The sequence below is a fragment of the Pseudomonas sp. EMN2 genome, assembly GCF_009650555.1.
Classification (GTDB): domain Bacteria; phylum Pseudomonadota; class Gammaproteobacteria; order Pseudomonadales; family Pseudomonadaceae; genus Aquipseudomonas; species Aquipseudomonas sichuanensis.
In genome coordinates this window covers 190,049-205,771 of sequence record NZ_VZZR01000034.1, presented here as the reverse complement: position 1 = coordinate 205,771, position 15,723 = coordinate 190,049, and the positions used below count along the sequence as shown (strand labels likewise).

Below are 15,723 nucleotides of genomic sequence, written 5' to 3'. Positions count from 1 at the left end.
CTGTCACTCCACATATAAGCCTTGCGCGCAGTTTACTTAGCCGGACCTTGCAAACCAACGCCCGGCTTCATTACTGACCCGGCCCTCGAGCTCCAGCTCGGTCAGGCTGGCCAGCACCTGGGCCAACGGCTGGCCGCTGCTGTGCGCCAGGCCCTCGGCAGTGTGGGGTGCAGCATGCAGCAAGGCGAGCAGGGGATGGTCGGGTTTGTCCACAGGCGCGGGCGGCAAGTTCTGCCAGCCGCCCAGGCTGTCGAGGATCTGTTCCACGCTCTCCACCAGCAACGCACCGTCGCGGATCAGCTGGTGACAGCCCTTGGCGCCGGGGTGGTGAATGGAGCCGGGGATGGCATACACCTCACGCCCTTGTTCGGCGGCAAGCCGGGCGGTGATCAACGAGCCACTGGCAATGCTCGCCTCGACCACCAGCACGCCCAGCGACAGCCCGCTGATGATCCGGTTGCGTCGGGGAAAGTTGCCCGCCAACGGCCCGGCATCCAGGGGGTACTCGGAAACCAGCGCGCTACCGCTGTCGAGCATCGCTCGGGCGAGGTCGCGGTGGCGCTGTGGATAAAGTTTTTGCAACCCCGTGCCGAGCACCCCGATGGTGTGCCCGCCGGCCTGCAATGCCGCCCGATGAGCGGCACCGTCAACGCCCAGCGCCAGCCCGCTGGTGATGGTGAAACCGGCTTGCGCCAGGCAACGCGAAAACGCACCTGCGGTATCCAGCGCCGGCGGTGAAGCACGCCTGCTGCCCACTATCGCCAGCTGCGGGCGCTCCAGCAACGCCGGGTCGCCGGCGACGAATAGCAGCGGCGGCGGGTCGTCGATTTCACCGAGCAACGCGGGATAGCCAGGCCCGTCCCACATCAGCAAATGCTGGCCCGGACGCTCTATCCAGGCCATTGCAGCCAATGCACCGTCGCGCACCTCGGGGCTGCGCCGGGCATCGATACTGGCAGCCGGCAGCCCCAGCGCACGCCAGGCACTGGCCGGCGCACTGAGTGCCGACGAGGCATTGCCAAAGGCTTCGATGAGGGTATGGAAACGCCGCAGGCCGATGTCGGGGAGGCGATGCAGACGCAGCCGCGCCTCCAGTTCGGCAGGCGAGCAAGGCGACGAACGGGGTGTAGGCATAGGGGATCATCCTTGATCGAAAAGGGGCCATCGGCGTGGCACAAGCTGTGGATAACTGTGTTGATAACGCTTTGAAAAGCTGTCCATCAAATCGGCAATAAGCCGCCCTTTCACACCCTAGCCGAGCTTTCACAGGTGCCTTGGCCACCTTTTCCCTTTATTATGTGTGCTCAGTTTTCAACCGACCGCACAGTGACTGCCTGACCCCTATGGCCATTTTGAACATTCTCGAATTCCCCGATCCGCGCCTGCGTACCATTGCCAAACCGGTAACGGTGTTCGACGACGCCCTGCGTCAGCTGATCGACGACATGTTCGAAACCATGTACGAGGCCCCGGGCATCGGCCTGGCGGCGACCCAGGTCAACGTGCACCAGCAAGTCGTGGTGATGGACCTGAGCGAAGATCGCAGCGAGCCGCGCGTCTTCATCAACCCCAGCGTCGAAGAGCTGACCCACGACATGGGCCAGTACCAGGAAGGCTGCCTGTCGGTGCCGGGCTTCTACGAAAACGTCGACCGCCCGCTGCGCGTACGGGTCAAGGCCCAGGACCGCGACGGCAAGCCCTACGAGCTCGAGGCCGAAGGCCTGCTGGCGGTGTGCGTGCAGCACGAATTCGATCACCTCAACGGCAAGCTGTTCGTCGACTACCTGTCGCAGCTCAAACGTGACCGGATCAAGAAGAAGCTGGAAAAGCAGCACCGCCAGCAAGCCTGATCCCTCCCTTCCAGAAGGCTTGCTCCGGCAAGCCTTTTTCTTTTTTGCAGCGAGAACTCCATGCGCATCGTCTTTGCTGGCACCCCAGAGTTTGCCGCCGAACACCTCAAGGCCCTGCTCGACAGCCCGTACGAGATCGTGGCCGTCTACACCCAGCCGGACCGCCCCGCCGGCCGTGGCCAGAAGCTCATGCCGAGCGCGGTCAAGGCCCTGGCCGTGGCCCATGACATCCCGGTGTACCAGCCACAGACCCTGCGCAATGCCGATGCGCAGGCCGAGCTCGCCGCGTTGCAGCCGGACCTGATGGTGGTGGTCGCCTACGGCCTGATCCTGCCGCAGGCGGTGCTGGATATCCCGCGCCTGGGTTGCATCAACAGCCATGCCTCGCTGCTGCCGCGCTGGCGCGGTGCGGCGCCGATCCAGCGGGCCGTGGAGGCGGGTGACGCCGAGAGCGGCGTGACCGTGATGCGCATGGAGGCTGGCCTGGATACCGGCCCGATGCTGCTCAAAGTGGTCACGCCGATCAGCGCCGACGACACCGGCGGCACCTTGCACGACCGCCTCGCCGAAATGGGCCCGCCCGCGGTGATCCAGGCCATCGCCGGCCTGGCCGATGGCAGCCTGCAAGGTGAAGTGCAGGACGATGCCCTGGCCACCTACGCACACAAGCTGAACAAAGACGAAGCGCGCATCGACTGGAGCCGTCCGGCCGTCGAGCTTGAGCGCCTGATCCGCGCCTTCAACCCTTGGCCTGTGTGCCACAGCACCCTGGACGGCGAAAGCGTGAAGGTCCTGGCCGCCAACCTGTCCACAGCCCAGGGCGCCCCGGGCGAAATCCTGTCGGCCAGCAAGGACGGCCTGGTGGTCGCCTGCGGTGAGCAGGCCCTGAGCCTGACCCGCCTGCAACTGCCGGGCGGCAAGGCGCTCAACTTCGCCGACCTGTTCAACAGCCGCCGCGAGAAATTCGCCAGCGGCAAGGTGCTCGGCCAATGAATCCACGCCTGGCTGCCGCCCGTGCCTTGGCCGCCGTGCTCAGCGGCAAGGCTTCGCTGAACAGCTCGCTGCCGGCGCAACTGGACAAGGTCGATGATCGCGACCGTGGCCTCACCCAGGACCTGGCCTTCGGCACCGCTCGCTGGCAGCCGCGCCTGGACCTGCTGGCGGCGCAACTGTTGCAGAAGCCGTTCAAGGCCGCCGACGCCGATGTGCAGGCGCTGCTGCTGGTCGGCCTGTACCAGCTGTTCTACACCCGCATCCCGGCCCACGCCGCCATCGGCGAAACCGTAGGCTGCGCCGACAAGCTGAAGAAGCCGTGGGCCAAGGCCCTGCTCAATGCCGTGCTGCGCCGCGCCCAGCGCGAGGGTGAGGCACTGCTTGCCGACATGGAGCGCGACCCGGTGGTGCGCACCGCCCACCCGCGCTGGCTGCAGAAGTCGCTCAAGGCCTTCTGGCCGGAGCAGTGGGAAACCATCTGCGCCGCCAACAACGCCCACCCGCCGATGATCTTGCGCATCAACCGCCGCCACCACAGCCGCGACGCTTACCTCGCGTTGCTGGCCGAGGCCGGTATCAGCGCCAGCGCCTGCCAGTACAGCCGTGACGGCATCGTGCTGGCCGAAGCTTGCGACGTGCGCGGCCTGCCGGGCTTCGCCGAAGGTTGGGTCAGCGTGCAGGACGAAGCCGCGCAGTTGTCCGCCGACCTGCTGGAACTGGCCCCCGGCCAACGCGTGCTCGACGCCTGCTGCGCCCCGGGCGGCAAGACCTGCCACCTGCTCGAAGCCGAGCCGAAGCTTGCGCACATGGTCGCCATCGACCTCGAGGCCAAGCGCCTGACCCGCGTGCGCGAGAACCTCGACCGCCTCAAGCTCGATGCCGAGCTGATCGCCTGCGACGCCCGCGACACTGCCAGCTGGTGGGACGGCAAACCGTTCCAGCGCATCCTGCTCGACGCCCCCTGCTCGGCCACCGGCGTGATCCGCCGCCACCCGGACATCAAGCTGACCCGCCAGGCCGACGACATCCCGGCCCTGGCCGCGCTGCAAGGCGAGCTGCTCGATGCCCTGTGGCCGACCCTGGAAGTGGGCGGCATGCTGCTGTACGCCACCTGCTCCAGCCTGCCCACCGAGAACACCGAGGTGATCGACGCCTTCCTTGCCCGCACCCCCGGTGCCCGCGAGCTGGACCTGGCGACCGAGGCCGGCCTGCGTCAGCCCCACGGGCGCCAGCTGCTGGCCCAGGAGGGCGGCCACGACGGTTTCTACTATGCCAAGCTGATCAAGATCGCCGCCTCGCGGTAAGCACAAGAACTAGGGAGTAGTGGATGAAGATCATCATCCTCGGCGCGGGGCAGGTAGGCGGTACGCTGGCGGAACACCTGGCCAGCGAAGCCAACGACATCACCGTGGTCGACACCGACAGCGAGCGCCTGCGCGATCTGGGCGACCGCCTGGACATCCGTACCGTGCAAGGCCGCGCATCGCTGCCGACGGTGCTGCGCCAGGCCGGCGCCGACGACGCCGACATGCTGGTGGCGGTGACCAATAGCGACGAGACCAACATGGTCGCCTGCCAGGTGGCCTACTCGCTGTTCCACACCCCGACCAAGATCGCCCGGGTGCGCGAATCGGCCTACCTCACCCGCGAAGAGCTGTTCGACAACGACCACATCCCGGTGGACGTGCTGATCAGCCCCGAGCAGGTGGTGACCAACTACATCAAGCGCCTGATCGAACACCCCGGTTCGCTGCAGGTGATCGACTTCGCCGAGGGCAAGGCCCAGTTGGTGGCGGTCAGGGCCTATTACGGCGGGCCGCTGGTGGGCCAGCAACTGCGCCAGATACGCGCCCACATGCCCAACGTCGACACCCGCGTGGCGGCGATCTTCCGCCGCGACCGGCCGATCACGCCCCGGGGCGACACGGTGATCGAAGCCGACGACGAAGTGTTCTTCATTGCCGCGAAGAAGGACATCCGTGCGGTGATGGGCGAGCTGCGACGCATCGACGAAACCAACAAGCGCGTGGTGATCGCCGGTGGCGGGCAGATCGGCGAGCGCCTGGCCGAGGCCATCGAAAGCCGCTACCAGGTGAAGATCATCGAGATGAACCCGGCGCGCTGCCGGCACCTTTCCGACACCCTGGAAAGCACCGTGGTGCTGCAGGGCAGCGCCTCGGACAAGGACCTGATGCTCGAGGAGAACATCGCCGACGCCGACATCTTCCTTGCCCTGACCAACGACGACGAGGCCAACATCATGGCGTCGCTGCTGGCCAAGCGCCTGGGCGCGCGCAAGGTGATGACCATCATCAACAACCCGGCCTATGTCGACCTGGTGCAAGGCGGCGACATCGACATCGCCATCAGCCCGCAGCTGGCCACCATTGGCACGCTGCTGGCCCACGTGCGCCGCGGCGATATCGTCAGCGTGCACTCGCTGCGCCGTGGCGCGGCCGAGGCCATCGAGGCCGTGGCCCATGGCGATGCAAAGTCGAGCAAGGTGGTGGGCAAGGCCATCGAGGACATCGCCCTGCCGCCAGGCACCACCATCGGCGCGATCATCCGCGACGAGGAAGTGCTGATCGCCCATGACGACACGGTGATCGAGTCGGGCGACCATGTGATTCTGTTCGTTGTGGATAAAAAGCATATCCGGGACGTGGAGAAGCTGTTCCACGTGGGCTTGAGTTTCTTCTAAAGGAGCAGGGCATGCGCGAATCGCTGGAGAAGATGCTGGCCAAGGGTGTGGATAACCCGCTGCTGCGCTTCGGCCTGGGCAAGGCCTGGCTGGATGAAGGCAATGGCGCTGAGGCGGCGGTACACCTGGCCAGTTGCGTGCAGCAGGACCCCAAGTATTCGGCGGCATGGAAGCTGCTGGGCAAGGCGTATCAGCTGCAGGGTGACCTGGCTGGGGCGCGCAAGGCTTGGGAGGAGGGGATCGAGGCGGCGCAGGCCCATGGGGACAAGCAGGCCGAGAAGGAGATGGCTGTTTTTCTCAAGAAGCTGAACAAAACATCGACTTGATGCAGTCTCTGTGGGAGCGGGTTTACCCGCGAACACCGGCGAAGCCGGTGCCATACACCGCAGCGCCTGCTTCGCGGGTAAACCCGCTCCCACAGTGTCCCTGCTAATGCAGGGGCAGTGGATAACTCAATACCAGCGCGCCTCACCCGCCGGGCGCTTCTTGAAGCGCTTCATGCTCCACATGTACTGGCTCGGGTACTCGCGCACATAACGCTCGACCACCTTGCTCATGGCCGCCGCCGATTCATTCACATCGGTGCTGTACATGGCCTCCGGCGCCGCTTCCAGGAACACCTTGAAGCCCGAACCGTCCGGCAGGCGCAGCGCATGCAGGAACACCCCCACTGCCTTGCCACCGGCGAGCATGTTCGGCACGAACTTGCTGGTCAGCGCCTGGGTCCCCAGGAACGGCACGAACACCCCGGCGGACTCGGCCGGCTCCGGGTCGGCCGGAATACCCACCTGGCCACCGCGGCGCACTTCCTTGATGACGCTGAGAATGCCTTCCTTGGTCGAAGGCGCCACGCGGTTGCCCATCTGCACGCGCTGCTCGCGCAGCAGGTCATCCACGGCTTTCAACTTGGGCGGGCGGTAGAAGATGATCGGTTTGCACTGGTTGCAATAGAAGTGGTTGAGCACTTCCCAGTTGCCCAGGTGGCTGGTGATGCCGACCACGCCCTTGCCCGAGGCCAGGGCCTGCTCCAGCACTTCCAGGCCGTGCACTTCCTTGACCAGCTCCAGCGAGCGTTGCGGTGGCCAGATCCAGGCGCAGGCGCTTTCGACGAACGACTTGCCGATATCCTTCAGCGCACGGCCCACCAGCTGCTCACGCTCGGCCGGGTCCATCTCCGGGAAGCACTTGGCCAGGTTGATGCGCACCACGTTGCGCGAGCCGTTGGGGATCTTCCACATCAGCCAGCCGATACCGGCGCCAACGCGCTGCACCGCGCCCCAGGGCAACTTGGCGAACAGTCGCAGCACCCCGACCATCAGGGCGCCCTTGAACTTTTCCACAGGCGAATTCCTTATTTCAGCAAGGCGCGCATTGTACCCCGTCAGCGCACCAGCGCGGCGTAGCGATCGCAGTCGGTGGTGTGATCCATGACCATGCCGGTGGCCTGCATGAAGGCGTAGCAGATGGTCGGGCCGACGAAGGTGAAGCCGGCTTTCTGCAGGGCTTTGCTCATGGCCTTGGCCTCCTCGGTGACCGCCGGTACGTCGCTGCGGCCGGTGAAATGGTTGATCTTCGGCTCACCGCCCACGAACGACCACAGCCACTCGGCCGGGTTATCCACAGCCAGCCAGGCCAGCGCATTGCGGCGCACGGCCTTGAGCTTGAGGCGGTTGCGGATGATGCCGGCATCGAGCATCAACTCCTCGATGCGCTCATCGCTGAGCTGCGACAGTTTCAACGGGTCGAAGCCGTGCAACACCTCGCGATAGCGCTCGCGCTTCTTCAATACCGTGATCCACGACAAGCCCGCCTGGAACCCTTCGAGCAAAAGCATCTCGAACAGCAACGCCGGATCACGCTGCGGCGTTCCCCACTCCTGATCGTGGTAGGCCTGGTACAACGGGTCGTCGGAACACCAAAAGCAGCGTGGCATAAGGCTCCAATGAGTAGAGGGCGAGGCGAAACGGGTTATACTCCCGCTCTTTACATCCGCATCCCCAGATACAGGTGAATTTCGTGAGCCAGCCTACGCCAGCCGTGCGTACCTTCCAAGACCTGATCCTCGCCCTGCAGAACTACTGGGCAGCTCAAGGTTGTGTGGTGCTTCAGCCCTACGATATGGAAGTAGGCGCCGGCACTTTCCATACCGCCACGTTCCTGCGCGCCGTCGGCCCGGAAACCTGGAACGCCGCCTACGTGCAGCCTAGCCGTCGCCCTGCCGACGGACGGTATGGCGAAAACCCCAACCGCCTGCAGCACTACTACCAGTTCCAGGTGGTACTCAAGCCGAACCCGGCGAACTTCCAGGAGCTGTATCTGGGCTCGCTGAAAGCCATCGGCCTGGACCCACTGGTTCACGACATTCGCTTCGTCGAAGACAACTGGGAATCGCCAACCCTCGGCGCCTGGGGCCTGGGCTGGGAAATCTGGCTCAACGGCATGGAGGTGACCCAGTTCACCTACTTCCAGCAAGTCGGCGGCATCGAGTGCTACCCGGTCACCGGTGAGATCACCTACGGCCTGGAGCGCCTGGCCATGTACATCCAGGGCGTGGACTCGGTCTACGACCTGGTGTGGGCCGACGGCCCGTTCGGCAAGGTCACCTATGGCGACGTGTTCCACCAGAACGAAGTGGAGCAGTCGACCTACAACTTCGAGCACGCCAACGTCGAGAAGCTGTTCGAACTGTTCGACTTCTATGAAAGCGAAGCGAACCGCCTGATCAAGCTGGAACTGCCGCTGCCGACCTATGAAATGGTCCTGAAGGCCTCGCACACCTTCAACCTGCTGGACGCCCGCCGCGCCATCTCGGTGACCGAGCGCCAGCGCTACATCCTGCGTGTACGCACGCTCGCCCGTGACGTGGCGCAAAGCTATCTGCAAGCCCGCGCGCGCCTGGGCTTCCCGATGGCCACCCCTGAACTGCGTGATGAAGTGTTGGCTAAGCTGGAGGCTGCACAATGAGTGCTCAAGATTTCCTGGTTGAACTGGGCACCGAAGAGCTGCCACCCAAGGCCCTCGCCTCGCTGGGTGACGCCTTCCTCGCCGGTATCGAAAAAGGCCTGCAGGCCGCCGGCCTGAACTACACCGCCAAGCAGGTCTACGCCGCGCCGCGCCGCCTGGCCGTGCTGATTCGCCAGCTCGACGTGCAGCAGCCGGACCGCAGCATCAATATCGATGGCCCGCCCATGCAGGCTGCGTTCAAGGACGGCGAGCCAACCCAGGCCGCCCTGGGCTTTGCCAAGAAGTGCGGTGTGGAGCTGTCGGACATCGACCAGAGCGGCCCGAAGCTGCGCTTCTCCCAGCACATCCCGGGCAAGGCGACCGCCAGCCTGTTGCCGACCATCATCGAAGACTCGCTCAACGACCTGCCGATCCCCAAGCGCATGCGCTGGGGCGCCAGCCGTGAAGAGTTCGTGCGCCCGACCCAGTGGTTGGTGATGCTGCTGGGCGACCAGGTCGTCGACTGCACAATCCTCGCGCAAAAAGCCGGCCGTGAGTCCCGTGGCCACCGCTTCCACCACCCGGAGAACGTCGGTCTGACCACCCCGGCCAACTACGTCGAAGACCTGCGCAAAGCCTACGTGCTGGCCGACTTCGCCGAGCGTCGCGAGCTGATCAGCAAGCGCACCGCAGAACTGGCCATGCAGCAGGAAGGCACCGCGATCGTGCCGCCGGCGCTGCTGGACGAAGTGACCGCGCTGGTCGAGTGGCCGGTGCCGCTGGTGTGCTCGTTCGAGGAGCGTTTCCTCGAGGTGCCGCAGGAAGCCCTGATCACTACCATGCAGGACAACCAGAAGTACTTCTGCCTGCTGGACAACGAAGGCAAGCTGCTGCCGCGCTTCATCACCGTGGCCAACGTCGAGAGCCGCGATCCGAAGCAGATCGTGCAAGGCAACGAAAAGGTCGTGCGCCCGCGCCTGACCGACGCCGAGTTCTTCTTCAAGCAGGACAAGAAGCAGCCGCTGGAAAGCTTCAACGAGCGCCTGAAGAACGTGGTGTTCCAGGCTCAACTGGGCACCGTGTTCGAAAAAGCCGAACGCGTCTCCAAGCTGGCCGCCTTCATTGCCCCGTACCTCGGCGGCAGCGCCGCCAACGCCGGCCGCGCCGGCCTGCTGTCCAAGTGCGACCTGGCCTCGGAAATGGTCGGCGAGTTCCCTGAGATGCAGGGCATCGCCGGCTACTACTACGCCCTCAACGATGGCGAGCCAGAAGACGTCGCCCTGGCGCTGAACGAGCAGTACATGCCGCGCGGTGCTGGCGCCGAGCTGCCGCAGACCCTCACCGGTGCTGCCGTGGCCATTGCCGACAAGCTCGACACCCTGGTCGGCATCTTCGGCATCGGCATGCTGCCCACCGGCAGCAAGGACCCGTACGCCCTGCGCCGTGCCGCCCTCGGCGTGCTGCGCATCCTGATCGAGAAACAGCTGGACCTGGACCTGACCAATGCGGTCGAGTTCGCGGTCAAGCAGTTCGGTGCCAAGGTCAAGGCCGCTGGCCTGTCCGAGCAGGTGCTGGAGTTCATCTTCGACCGCCTGCGCGCGCGCTATGAAGACGAAGGCATCGACGTTGCCACCTACCTGTCGGTGCGTGCCCTGAAGCCGGGCTCTGCCCTGGACTTCGACCAGCGCGTGCAGGCCGTGCAGGCGTTCCGCAAGCTGCCGGAAGCCGGTGCCCTGGCTGCGGCGAACAAGCGTGTGTCGAACCTGCTGAGCAAGGCCGAAGGCGCCATCGCCGACCAGGTCGAGCCGAAGTATTTCGACAACGCCAACGAGTTCTCGCTGTACTCGGCCATCCAGCAGGCCGACCAGGCCGTGCAACCGATGGCGGCCGCGCGTCAGTACAACGAAGCGCTGGCCCGCCTGGCCGCCCTGCGCGATCCGGTAGACGCCTTCTTCGAGGCGGTGCTGGTCAACGCCGAGGACGCCAAGGTGCGCGCCAACCGTTATGCCCTGCTCAGCCGCCTGCGCGGCCTGTTCCTGGGCGTGGCCGACATTTCGCTGCTGGGGTAAGCCTTGAAACTGCTGATTCTCGATCGTGACGGGGTGATCAATCACGACTCCGACGCCTACATCAAGTCGCTGGACGAGTGGATCCCCATTCCCGGCTCGATCGAGGCCATCGCGCAGTTGAGCAAGGCCGGCTGGACGGTGGCCGTGGCCACCAACCAGTCCGGCATTGCCCGCGGCTATTACTCGCTGGCGACCCTCGAGGCCATGCATGCGCGCCTGCGCGCACTGGTGGCCGAGCAGGGCGGCGAGGTGGGCTGCATCGTGCATTGCCCGCATGGGCCGGACGAGGGCTGCGAATGCCGCAAGCCCAAACCCGGCATGCTGCGGGCGATTGCCGAGCACTACCAGGTGCCGCTGACCGGCGTGTGGTTCGTCGGTGACAGCAAAGGTGACCTGGAGGCAGCGCTGGCCGTCGATGCACAACCGGTGTTGGTGAAAACCGGCAAGGGTGAGCGGACGCTGGAAAAAGGCATCCCGCAGAACACCCTGATTTTTGACGATCTGGCAGCCATCGCCAGACAACTCATTTAAACAGCGCGCCCCGGCGGCGCGTTGTTACTTAGGCGGGCCCGCCCCGCAACGGTACATGCCACTATGTCGATCCTGCAGGCGATCAGAATCTTTCTTTTTTACCTGCTGTTGGGCACCAGTTCGCTGCTTTGGTGCTCGCTGAGCTTCTTCGTTGCACCGTTCTTGCCGTTCGCCAAGCGCTACCGGTTCATCAACGTGTACTGGTGCCGCTGCGCGCTGTTCCTGGTGCGTACGATCCTGGGCATCGATTACAAGATCACCGGTGCCGAGAACGTACCGAAGGTGCCTTGCGTGATCCTGTCGAACCACCAGAGCACCTGGGAGACGTTCTTCCTGTCGGCCTATTTCTCGCCGCTGAGCCAGGTGCTCAAGCGCGAGCTGCTGTACGTGCCGTTCTTCGGCTGGGCCATGGCCATGCTGCGGCCGATCGCCATCGACCGCAAAAACCCCAAAGAGGCCCTGCGCCAGGTCGCCAGCCAAGGCGACGAGCTGCTCAAGCAGGGCACCTGGGTGCTGATCTTCCCCGAAGGCACCCGCGTGCCTCACGGCCAGATCGGCAAGTTCTCCCGCGGCGGCACCGCCCTGGCGGTGAACGCCGGCCTGCCGGTGCTGCCGATTGCCCACAACGCCGGCAAGTTCTGGCCGCGTGAAGGCTGGGGCAAGCGCTCGGGCACCATCGAGGTGGTGATCGGCGAGCCGATGTATGCAGTGGGCACCGGTCCACGCGCCATTGCCGAGCTCAACGACCGTGCCCAGGCCTGGAACGAAGCGGCTCAGCGGGCCATGGGTTCGCTGCCTCCGGTGGCCGAAAATCCGGAGCAGCAGCCGGCCTGACGATCTGTGGATAACTTGTTAGCAAGTTTTGCATGAGTCGTCTGAAATAGATGCTAAGTCATTGAATTAGCTATTTATTTCTCTGTATGACGTTTTTGCGAAAATCGTGCATAAGTTTTTTCGCGCTATAAAAAAACCGGCTTTTACGCCGGTTTTTTTGTGCCTGTTTGCAGAGTCGTGGGAGCGGGCTTGCCCCGCGATGGGGATCAGCCTGATAACGCCATCGCGGGGCAAGCCCGCTCCCACGCTACGTTCTTGGCATTCCTAAACCTTGTCGATATCCACATCCTTGGTTTCTTTCAGGCAGAAGATCCCCACCACCAGGCTCACCCCGGTGATCAATACCGGGTACCACAGCCCGTAGAAGATATCCCCGGTATACACCACCAACGCGAACGACACCGTCGGCAGGAAACCACCGAACCAGCCATTGCCGATGTGGTAGGGCAGGGACATCGAGGTGTAGCGGATGCGTGTAGGGAACAGCTCGACCATCACCGCCGCCAGTGGCCCGTAGGTCATGGTGGCGATCAGGATCATGGCGACGATCAGCACCACCACCATCACCTGGTTCACCTGGGCAGGATCGGCCTTGGCCGGGTAGCCGGCCGCCTCGATGGCGCTGCGCATGGCGGCTTCGTCGAAGCCGTTGATGGTCTTGTCGCCGATGCTCACCGACACGTCACTACCGGTCGCGTCAACCGAGCTGTAGGGCAGGCCTTGCTTGACCAGGAAGGTCTTGACCTTGTCGCACGGGCTGTCGAAACGTGCCTTGCCCACCGGGTCGAACTGGAAGGTGCAGCCCTGCGGGTTGGCATTCACCACGATCGGTGCCTGGCGGCTGGCGGCGTCGATCTGCGGGTTGGCGTAATGGCTCAGGGCCTTGAACATCGGGAAGTAGCACAAGGTAGCCAGCAGCAGGCCGAGCATCAGGATCGGCTTGCGCCCGACGCGGTCCGACAGCCAGCCGAAGAACACGAAGAACGGCGCGCCGATGATCACGCTGATGATCAACAGGGTGTTGGCTTGTGCCGGGTCCATCTTGAGCATCTGGGTCATGAAGAACAGCACGTAGAACTGTGCGGTATAGAAGGTCACTGCTTGCCCGGCGTTGATGCTGAAAAGCGCGGTCAGCACCACCTTGAGGTTGGGCCACGAGGTGAACGACTCACGGATCGGCGACTTGCTCACCTTGCCCTGGGCCTTCATTTTCACGAAGGCCGGCGACTCGTGCATGCTCATGCGGATCCAGGTGGAGATCGCCAGCAGGAAGATCGACAGCAGGAACGGCAGGCGCCAGCCCCAGGTCTCGAACTGATCGCCGCTGATGTAGCGGCTGGCCAGCACCACGGTCAGCGACAGCAGCAGGCCGAGGGTGGCGGTGGACTGGATGAAGCCGGTGTGGAAACCACGCTTGCCATGCGGTGCGTGCTCGGCCACATAGGTGGCGGCGCCGCCGTATTCACCGCCCAGGGCCAGGCCCTGGAGCATGCGCAGTATCACCAGGATGATCGGTGCGGCAATGCCGATGCTGGCGTAGGTGGGCAGCAGGCCGACCGCGAAGGTCGACAGGCCCATCAGCACGATGGTCACCAGGAAGGTGTACTTGCGCCCGATCATGTCACCGAGGCGGCCGAACACCAGGGCGCCGAACGGGCGCACCAGGAAGCCGGCGGCGAAGGCCATCAGGGCGAAGATGAAGGCGGTGGTGTCGTTGACCCCAGCGAAGAACTGCTTGCTGATGACCGCGGCCAGTGCGCCATAGAGAAAAAAGTCATACCACTCGAACACCGTCCCGAGGGATGACGCGAAGATGATCTTGCGTTCTTCACGACCGCTGGAGCTGCTCGCCGCCGCCCCCTGTTCCTGGATGTAATCCGACATCGTTGCTGTCCTCGGCCCGAGGGCCACAGTGATTATTCTTGTTGTTCCACTGCCGACGGCCTCCGACCACGCGCCGTCGCTGTTGCAAACACCCGGGTCAGGGCGTCGGTATCGCGCTGGAGTCGCTGAGGTTGGTCTGGGTACGGGCCCCCTTGAGGATCAGTTGCGCCGCCTTCTCGGCGATCATCAACGTAGGTGAACAGGTATTGCCGGAGACGATCTGCGGCATGATCGAAGCGTCGGCCACGCGCAGGCCGGGAATGCCGTGCACGCGCAGCTGGTTATCCACAACGTCCAGCGCGCCATTGCCCATGCGGCAGGTGCCCACCGGGTGGAAGATGGTGGTGCCGATCTGGCCGGCGGCCTGGTGCAGGTCTTCTTCACTCTGCAGGGCGGGGCCGGGCAGGTATTCGCGGGGGGCAAAGGCGGCCAGGGCAGGGGCCTGGACGATGCGCCGGGTCATGCGAATGGCGTCTGCCGCCACCTGCAGGTCTTCGGGCGCACTGAGATAGTTGGGGTCGATCAAGGGTGTGGCGTTCATGTCCGCCGAGCGGATATCGATACGCCCACGGCTGACCGGGCGCAGGTTGCACACCGAGGCGGTGAAGGCGGGGAAGCGATGCAGCGGCTCACCGAAGCGCTCCAGCGACAGGGGCTGCACGTGATATTGCAGGTTGGCGGTGGCCTGCTCCGGGCCCGAACGCACGAATGCCCCCAGTTGGCTCGGCGCCATGGCCAACGGGCCGCTGCGGTCGTAGGCGTAGCGCAGGCCCATGCCCAGCTTGCCCCACAGGCTGTTGGCCATCTGGTTGAGGGTACGGGTGTTGTCGATCTGGTAGATCAGCCGCAGTTGCAGGTGGTCCTGCAGGTTGCCGCCGACGCCGGGCATGTCGTGCCGCACGCCGATGCCCAACCCTTCGAGCAGCTTGCGCGGGCCGATGCCCGAGCGCTGCAGAATGCCGGGGGAACCTACGGAGCCTGCGCAAAGAATGATCTCGCGCCGTGCGCCGAACTCATGCCACGCATCTTGCCAACGCGCCTTCACCGCCCGCGCACGGGTGTTGTTGAGCAGCACCTGATCGACCTCGACACCGGTCAGGACGGTCAGGTTAGGCCGTTTGAGGATGGGTTTGAGGAAGGCTTTGGCCGAATTCCAGCGCACACCGCGGCGTTGGTTGACCTGAAAGTATCCACAGCCGGCGTTGTCGCCGGTGTTGAAGTCGTCGACCTTGGCGATGCCACTCTGTTCGGCGGCATCGCGGAAAGCGTCGAGGATCGGCCAGCTGTAGCGCTGTTGCTCAACCCGCCATTCACCATCGCCGCCATGGCTGTCGCTGGCGCCAGCGAAGTGGTTTTCGCTTTGCTTGAACAGCGGCAGCACGTCCTTCCAGGCCCAGCCGTCGTTGCCTTGCTCGGCCCAACGGTCGTAGTCGGCGGCCTGGCCGCGCATGTAGATCATGCCGTTGATCGAGGAACAGCCGCCGAGCACCTTGCCCCGTGGATAACCCAGGGCGCGGCCGTTCAGGCCGGGTTGGGCCTCGGTCTTGAAGCACCAGTCGGTGCGGGGGTTGCCGATGCAGTAGAGGTAACCGACAGGGATATGAATCCAGGGATAGTTGTCGCGGCCACCGGCTTCCAGCAGCAGGACGCGGCAGGCAGGGTCGGCGGACAGACGGTTGGCCAGCAGGCAACCGGCGGGCCCGGCACCCACGACCACGTAGTCGTAGACAGAATCGGCTGATGGCATGTGCAACCTCGCGCCTGATTATTATTCTTGTCCCGGTCCATCTTATTGATTAATTTCGCCGAGGAAACACGAGATTTTGCGCAGCCGTTGTGCGTTTTAGCACAGCGTTTCGGCCCATCGCGGGGCAAGCCCGCTCCCACGCCCGCCCTGTGAGATCGGCGTGGGAGCGGG

Annotated in this window: 14 protein-coding genes; 9 read left to right on the top strand and 5 right to left on the bottom strand. The window is 64.5% G+C overall.

Annotation, left to right across the window (positions count from 1 at the left end):
- Positions 1-36: 36 nt before the first annotated feature.
- Entirely contained in the window at positions 37-1,134 is a 1,098-nt protein-coding gene (dprA, locus tag F6X61_RS12105) for a DNA-processing protein DprA (RefSeq protein ID WP_153786826.1), read from the bottom strand.
- A gap of 209 nt (positions 1,135-1,343) precedes the next feature.
- Here dprA and def point away from each other — a divergent pair, with 209 nt between their 5' ends.
- From def to F6X61_RS12080, 5 genes are read left to right on the top strand one after another with little or no spacing between them, the layout of a single operon-like run.
- A complete protein-coding gene (def, locus tag F6X61_RS12100; RefSeq protein WP_110994080.1) occupies positions 1,344-1,850 on the top strand; it encodes a peptide deformylase in 507 nt (168 codons plus the stop codon).
- A 60-nt stretch (positions 1,851-1,910) separates the two neighbouring features.
- On the top strand, positions 1,911-2,843 hold the full coding sequence (fmt, locus tag F6X61_RS12095; protein ID WP_153786825.1) for a methionyl-tRNA formyltransferase: 933 nt from the start codon (positions 1,911-1,913) through the stop codon (positions 2,841-2,843).
- Positions 2,840-4,147 (top strand): 16S rRNA (cytosine(967)-C(5))-methyltransferase RsmB, encoded by a 1,308-nt coding sequence (gene rsmB / locus F6X61_RS12090; protein ID WP_153786824.1) that lies wholly within the window; start codon positions 2,840-2,842, stop codon positions 4,145-4,147. The genes fmt and rsmB overlap by 4 nt, the downstream gene beginning before the upstream one ends.
- A gap of 23 nt (positions 4,148-4,170) precedes the next feature.
- Positions 4,171-5,544, top strand: coding sequence for a Trk system potassium transporter TrkA (gene trkA / locus F6X61_RS12085; protein WP_110994077.1), 1,374 nt, complete (start codon positions 4,171-4,173; stop codon positions 5,542-5,544).
- An 11-nt stretch (positions 5,545-5,555) separates the two neighbouring features.
- Positions 5,556-5,870 (top strand): tetratricopeptide repeat protein, encoded by a 315-nt coding sequence (locus tag F6X61_RS12080; RefSeq protein WP_153786823.1) that lies wholly within the window; start codon positions 5,556-5,558, stop codon positions 5,868-5,870.
- A gap of 126 nt (positions 5,871-5,996) precedes the next feature.
- Here the strand turns inward: F6X61_RS12080 and F6X61_RS12075 are convergent, their stop codons facing one another.
- Positions 5,997-6,884, bottom strand: a complete 888-nt coding sequence (locus tag F6X61_RS12075) for a lysophospholipid acyltransferase (protein ID WP_153786822.1) — start codon at positions 6,882-6,884, stop codon at positions 5,997-5,999.
- A gap of 41 nt (positions 6,885-6,925) precedes the next feature.
- Positions 6,926-7,477, bottom strand: coding sequence for a DNA-3-methyladenine glycosylase I (locus F6X61_RS12070; RefSeq protein WP_153786821.1), 552 nt, complete (start codon positions 7,475-7,477; stop codon positions 6,926-6,928).
- An 83-nt stretch (positions 7,478-7,560) separates the two neighbouring features.
- Between F6X61_RS12070 and glyQ the strand changes: the two genes are divergently transcribed.
- The 4 genes from glyQ to F6X61_RS12050 all read left to right on the top strand — a co-directional run bounded on the left by glyQ (position 7,561) and on the right by F6X61_RS12050 (position 11,921).
- Complete coding sequence (glyQ, locus tag F6X61_RS12065; protein ID WP_027592054.1) at positions 7,561-8,508, top strand: glycine--tRNA ligase subunit alpha; 948 nt, start codon at positions 7,561-7,563, stop codon at positions 8,506-8,508.
- Positions 8,505-10,556 carry a glycine--tRNA ligase subunit beta gene (gene glyS / locus F6X61_RS12060; RefSeq protein ID WP_153786820.1) on the top strand — a complete coding sequence of 684 codons (2,052 nt, stop codon included), beginning with the start codon at positions 8,505-8,507 and terminating at the stop codon, positions 10,554-10,556. The genes glyQ and glyS overlap by 4 nt, the downstream gene beginning before the upstream one ends.
- Positions 10,557-10,559: 3 nt before the next feature.
- Positions 10,560-11,087 carry a D-glycero-beta-D-manno-heptose 1,7-bisphosphate 7-phosphatase gene (gmhB, locus tag F6X61_RS12055; RefSeq protein ID WP_153786819.1) on the top strand — a complete coding sequence of 176 codons (528 nt, stop codon included), beginning with the start codon at positions 10,560-10,562 and terminating at the stop codon, positions 11,085-11,087.
- A 63-nt stretch (positions 11,088-11,150) separates the two neighbouring features.
- Complete coding sequence (locus F6X61_RS12050; protein ID WP_110994071.1) at positions 11,151-11,921, top strand: 1-acyl-sn-glycerol-3-phosphate acyltransferase; 771 nt, start codon at positions 11,151-11,153, stop codon at positions 11,919-11,921.
- A gap of 264 nt (positions 11,922-12,185) precedes the next feature.
- On the opposite strand, the gene F6X61_RS12045 is transcribed toward F6X61_RS12050, so the two are convergent.
- A complete protein-coding gene (locus F6X61_RS12045) occupies positions 12,186-13,805 on the bottom strand; it encodes an MFS transporter (protein WP_110994070.1) in 1,620 nt (539 codons plus the stop codon).
- Positions 13,806-13,902: 97 nt separating this feature from the next.
- Entirely contained in the window at positions 13,903-15,552 is a 1,650-nt protein-coding gene (locus tag F6X61_RS12040; RefSeq protein ID WP_153786818.1) for a GMC family oxidoreductase, read from the bottom strand.
- Positions 15,553-15,723: the final 171 nt, after the last annotated feature.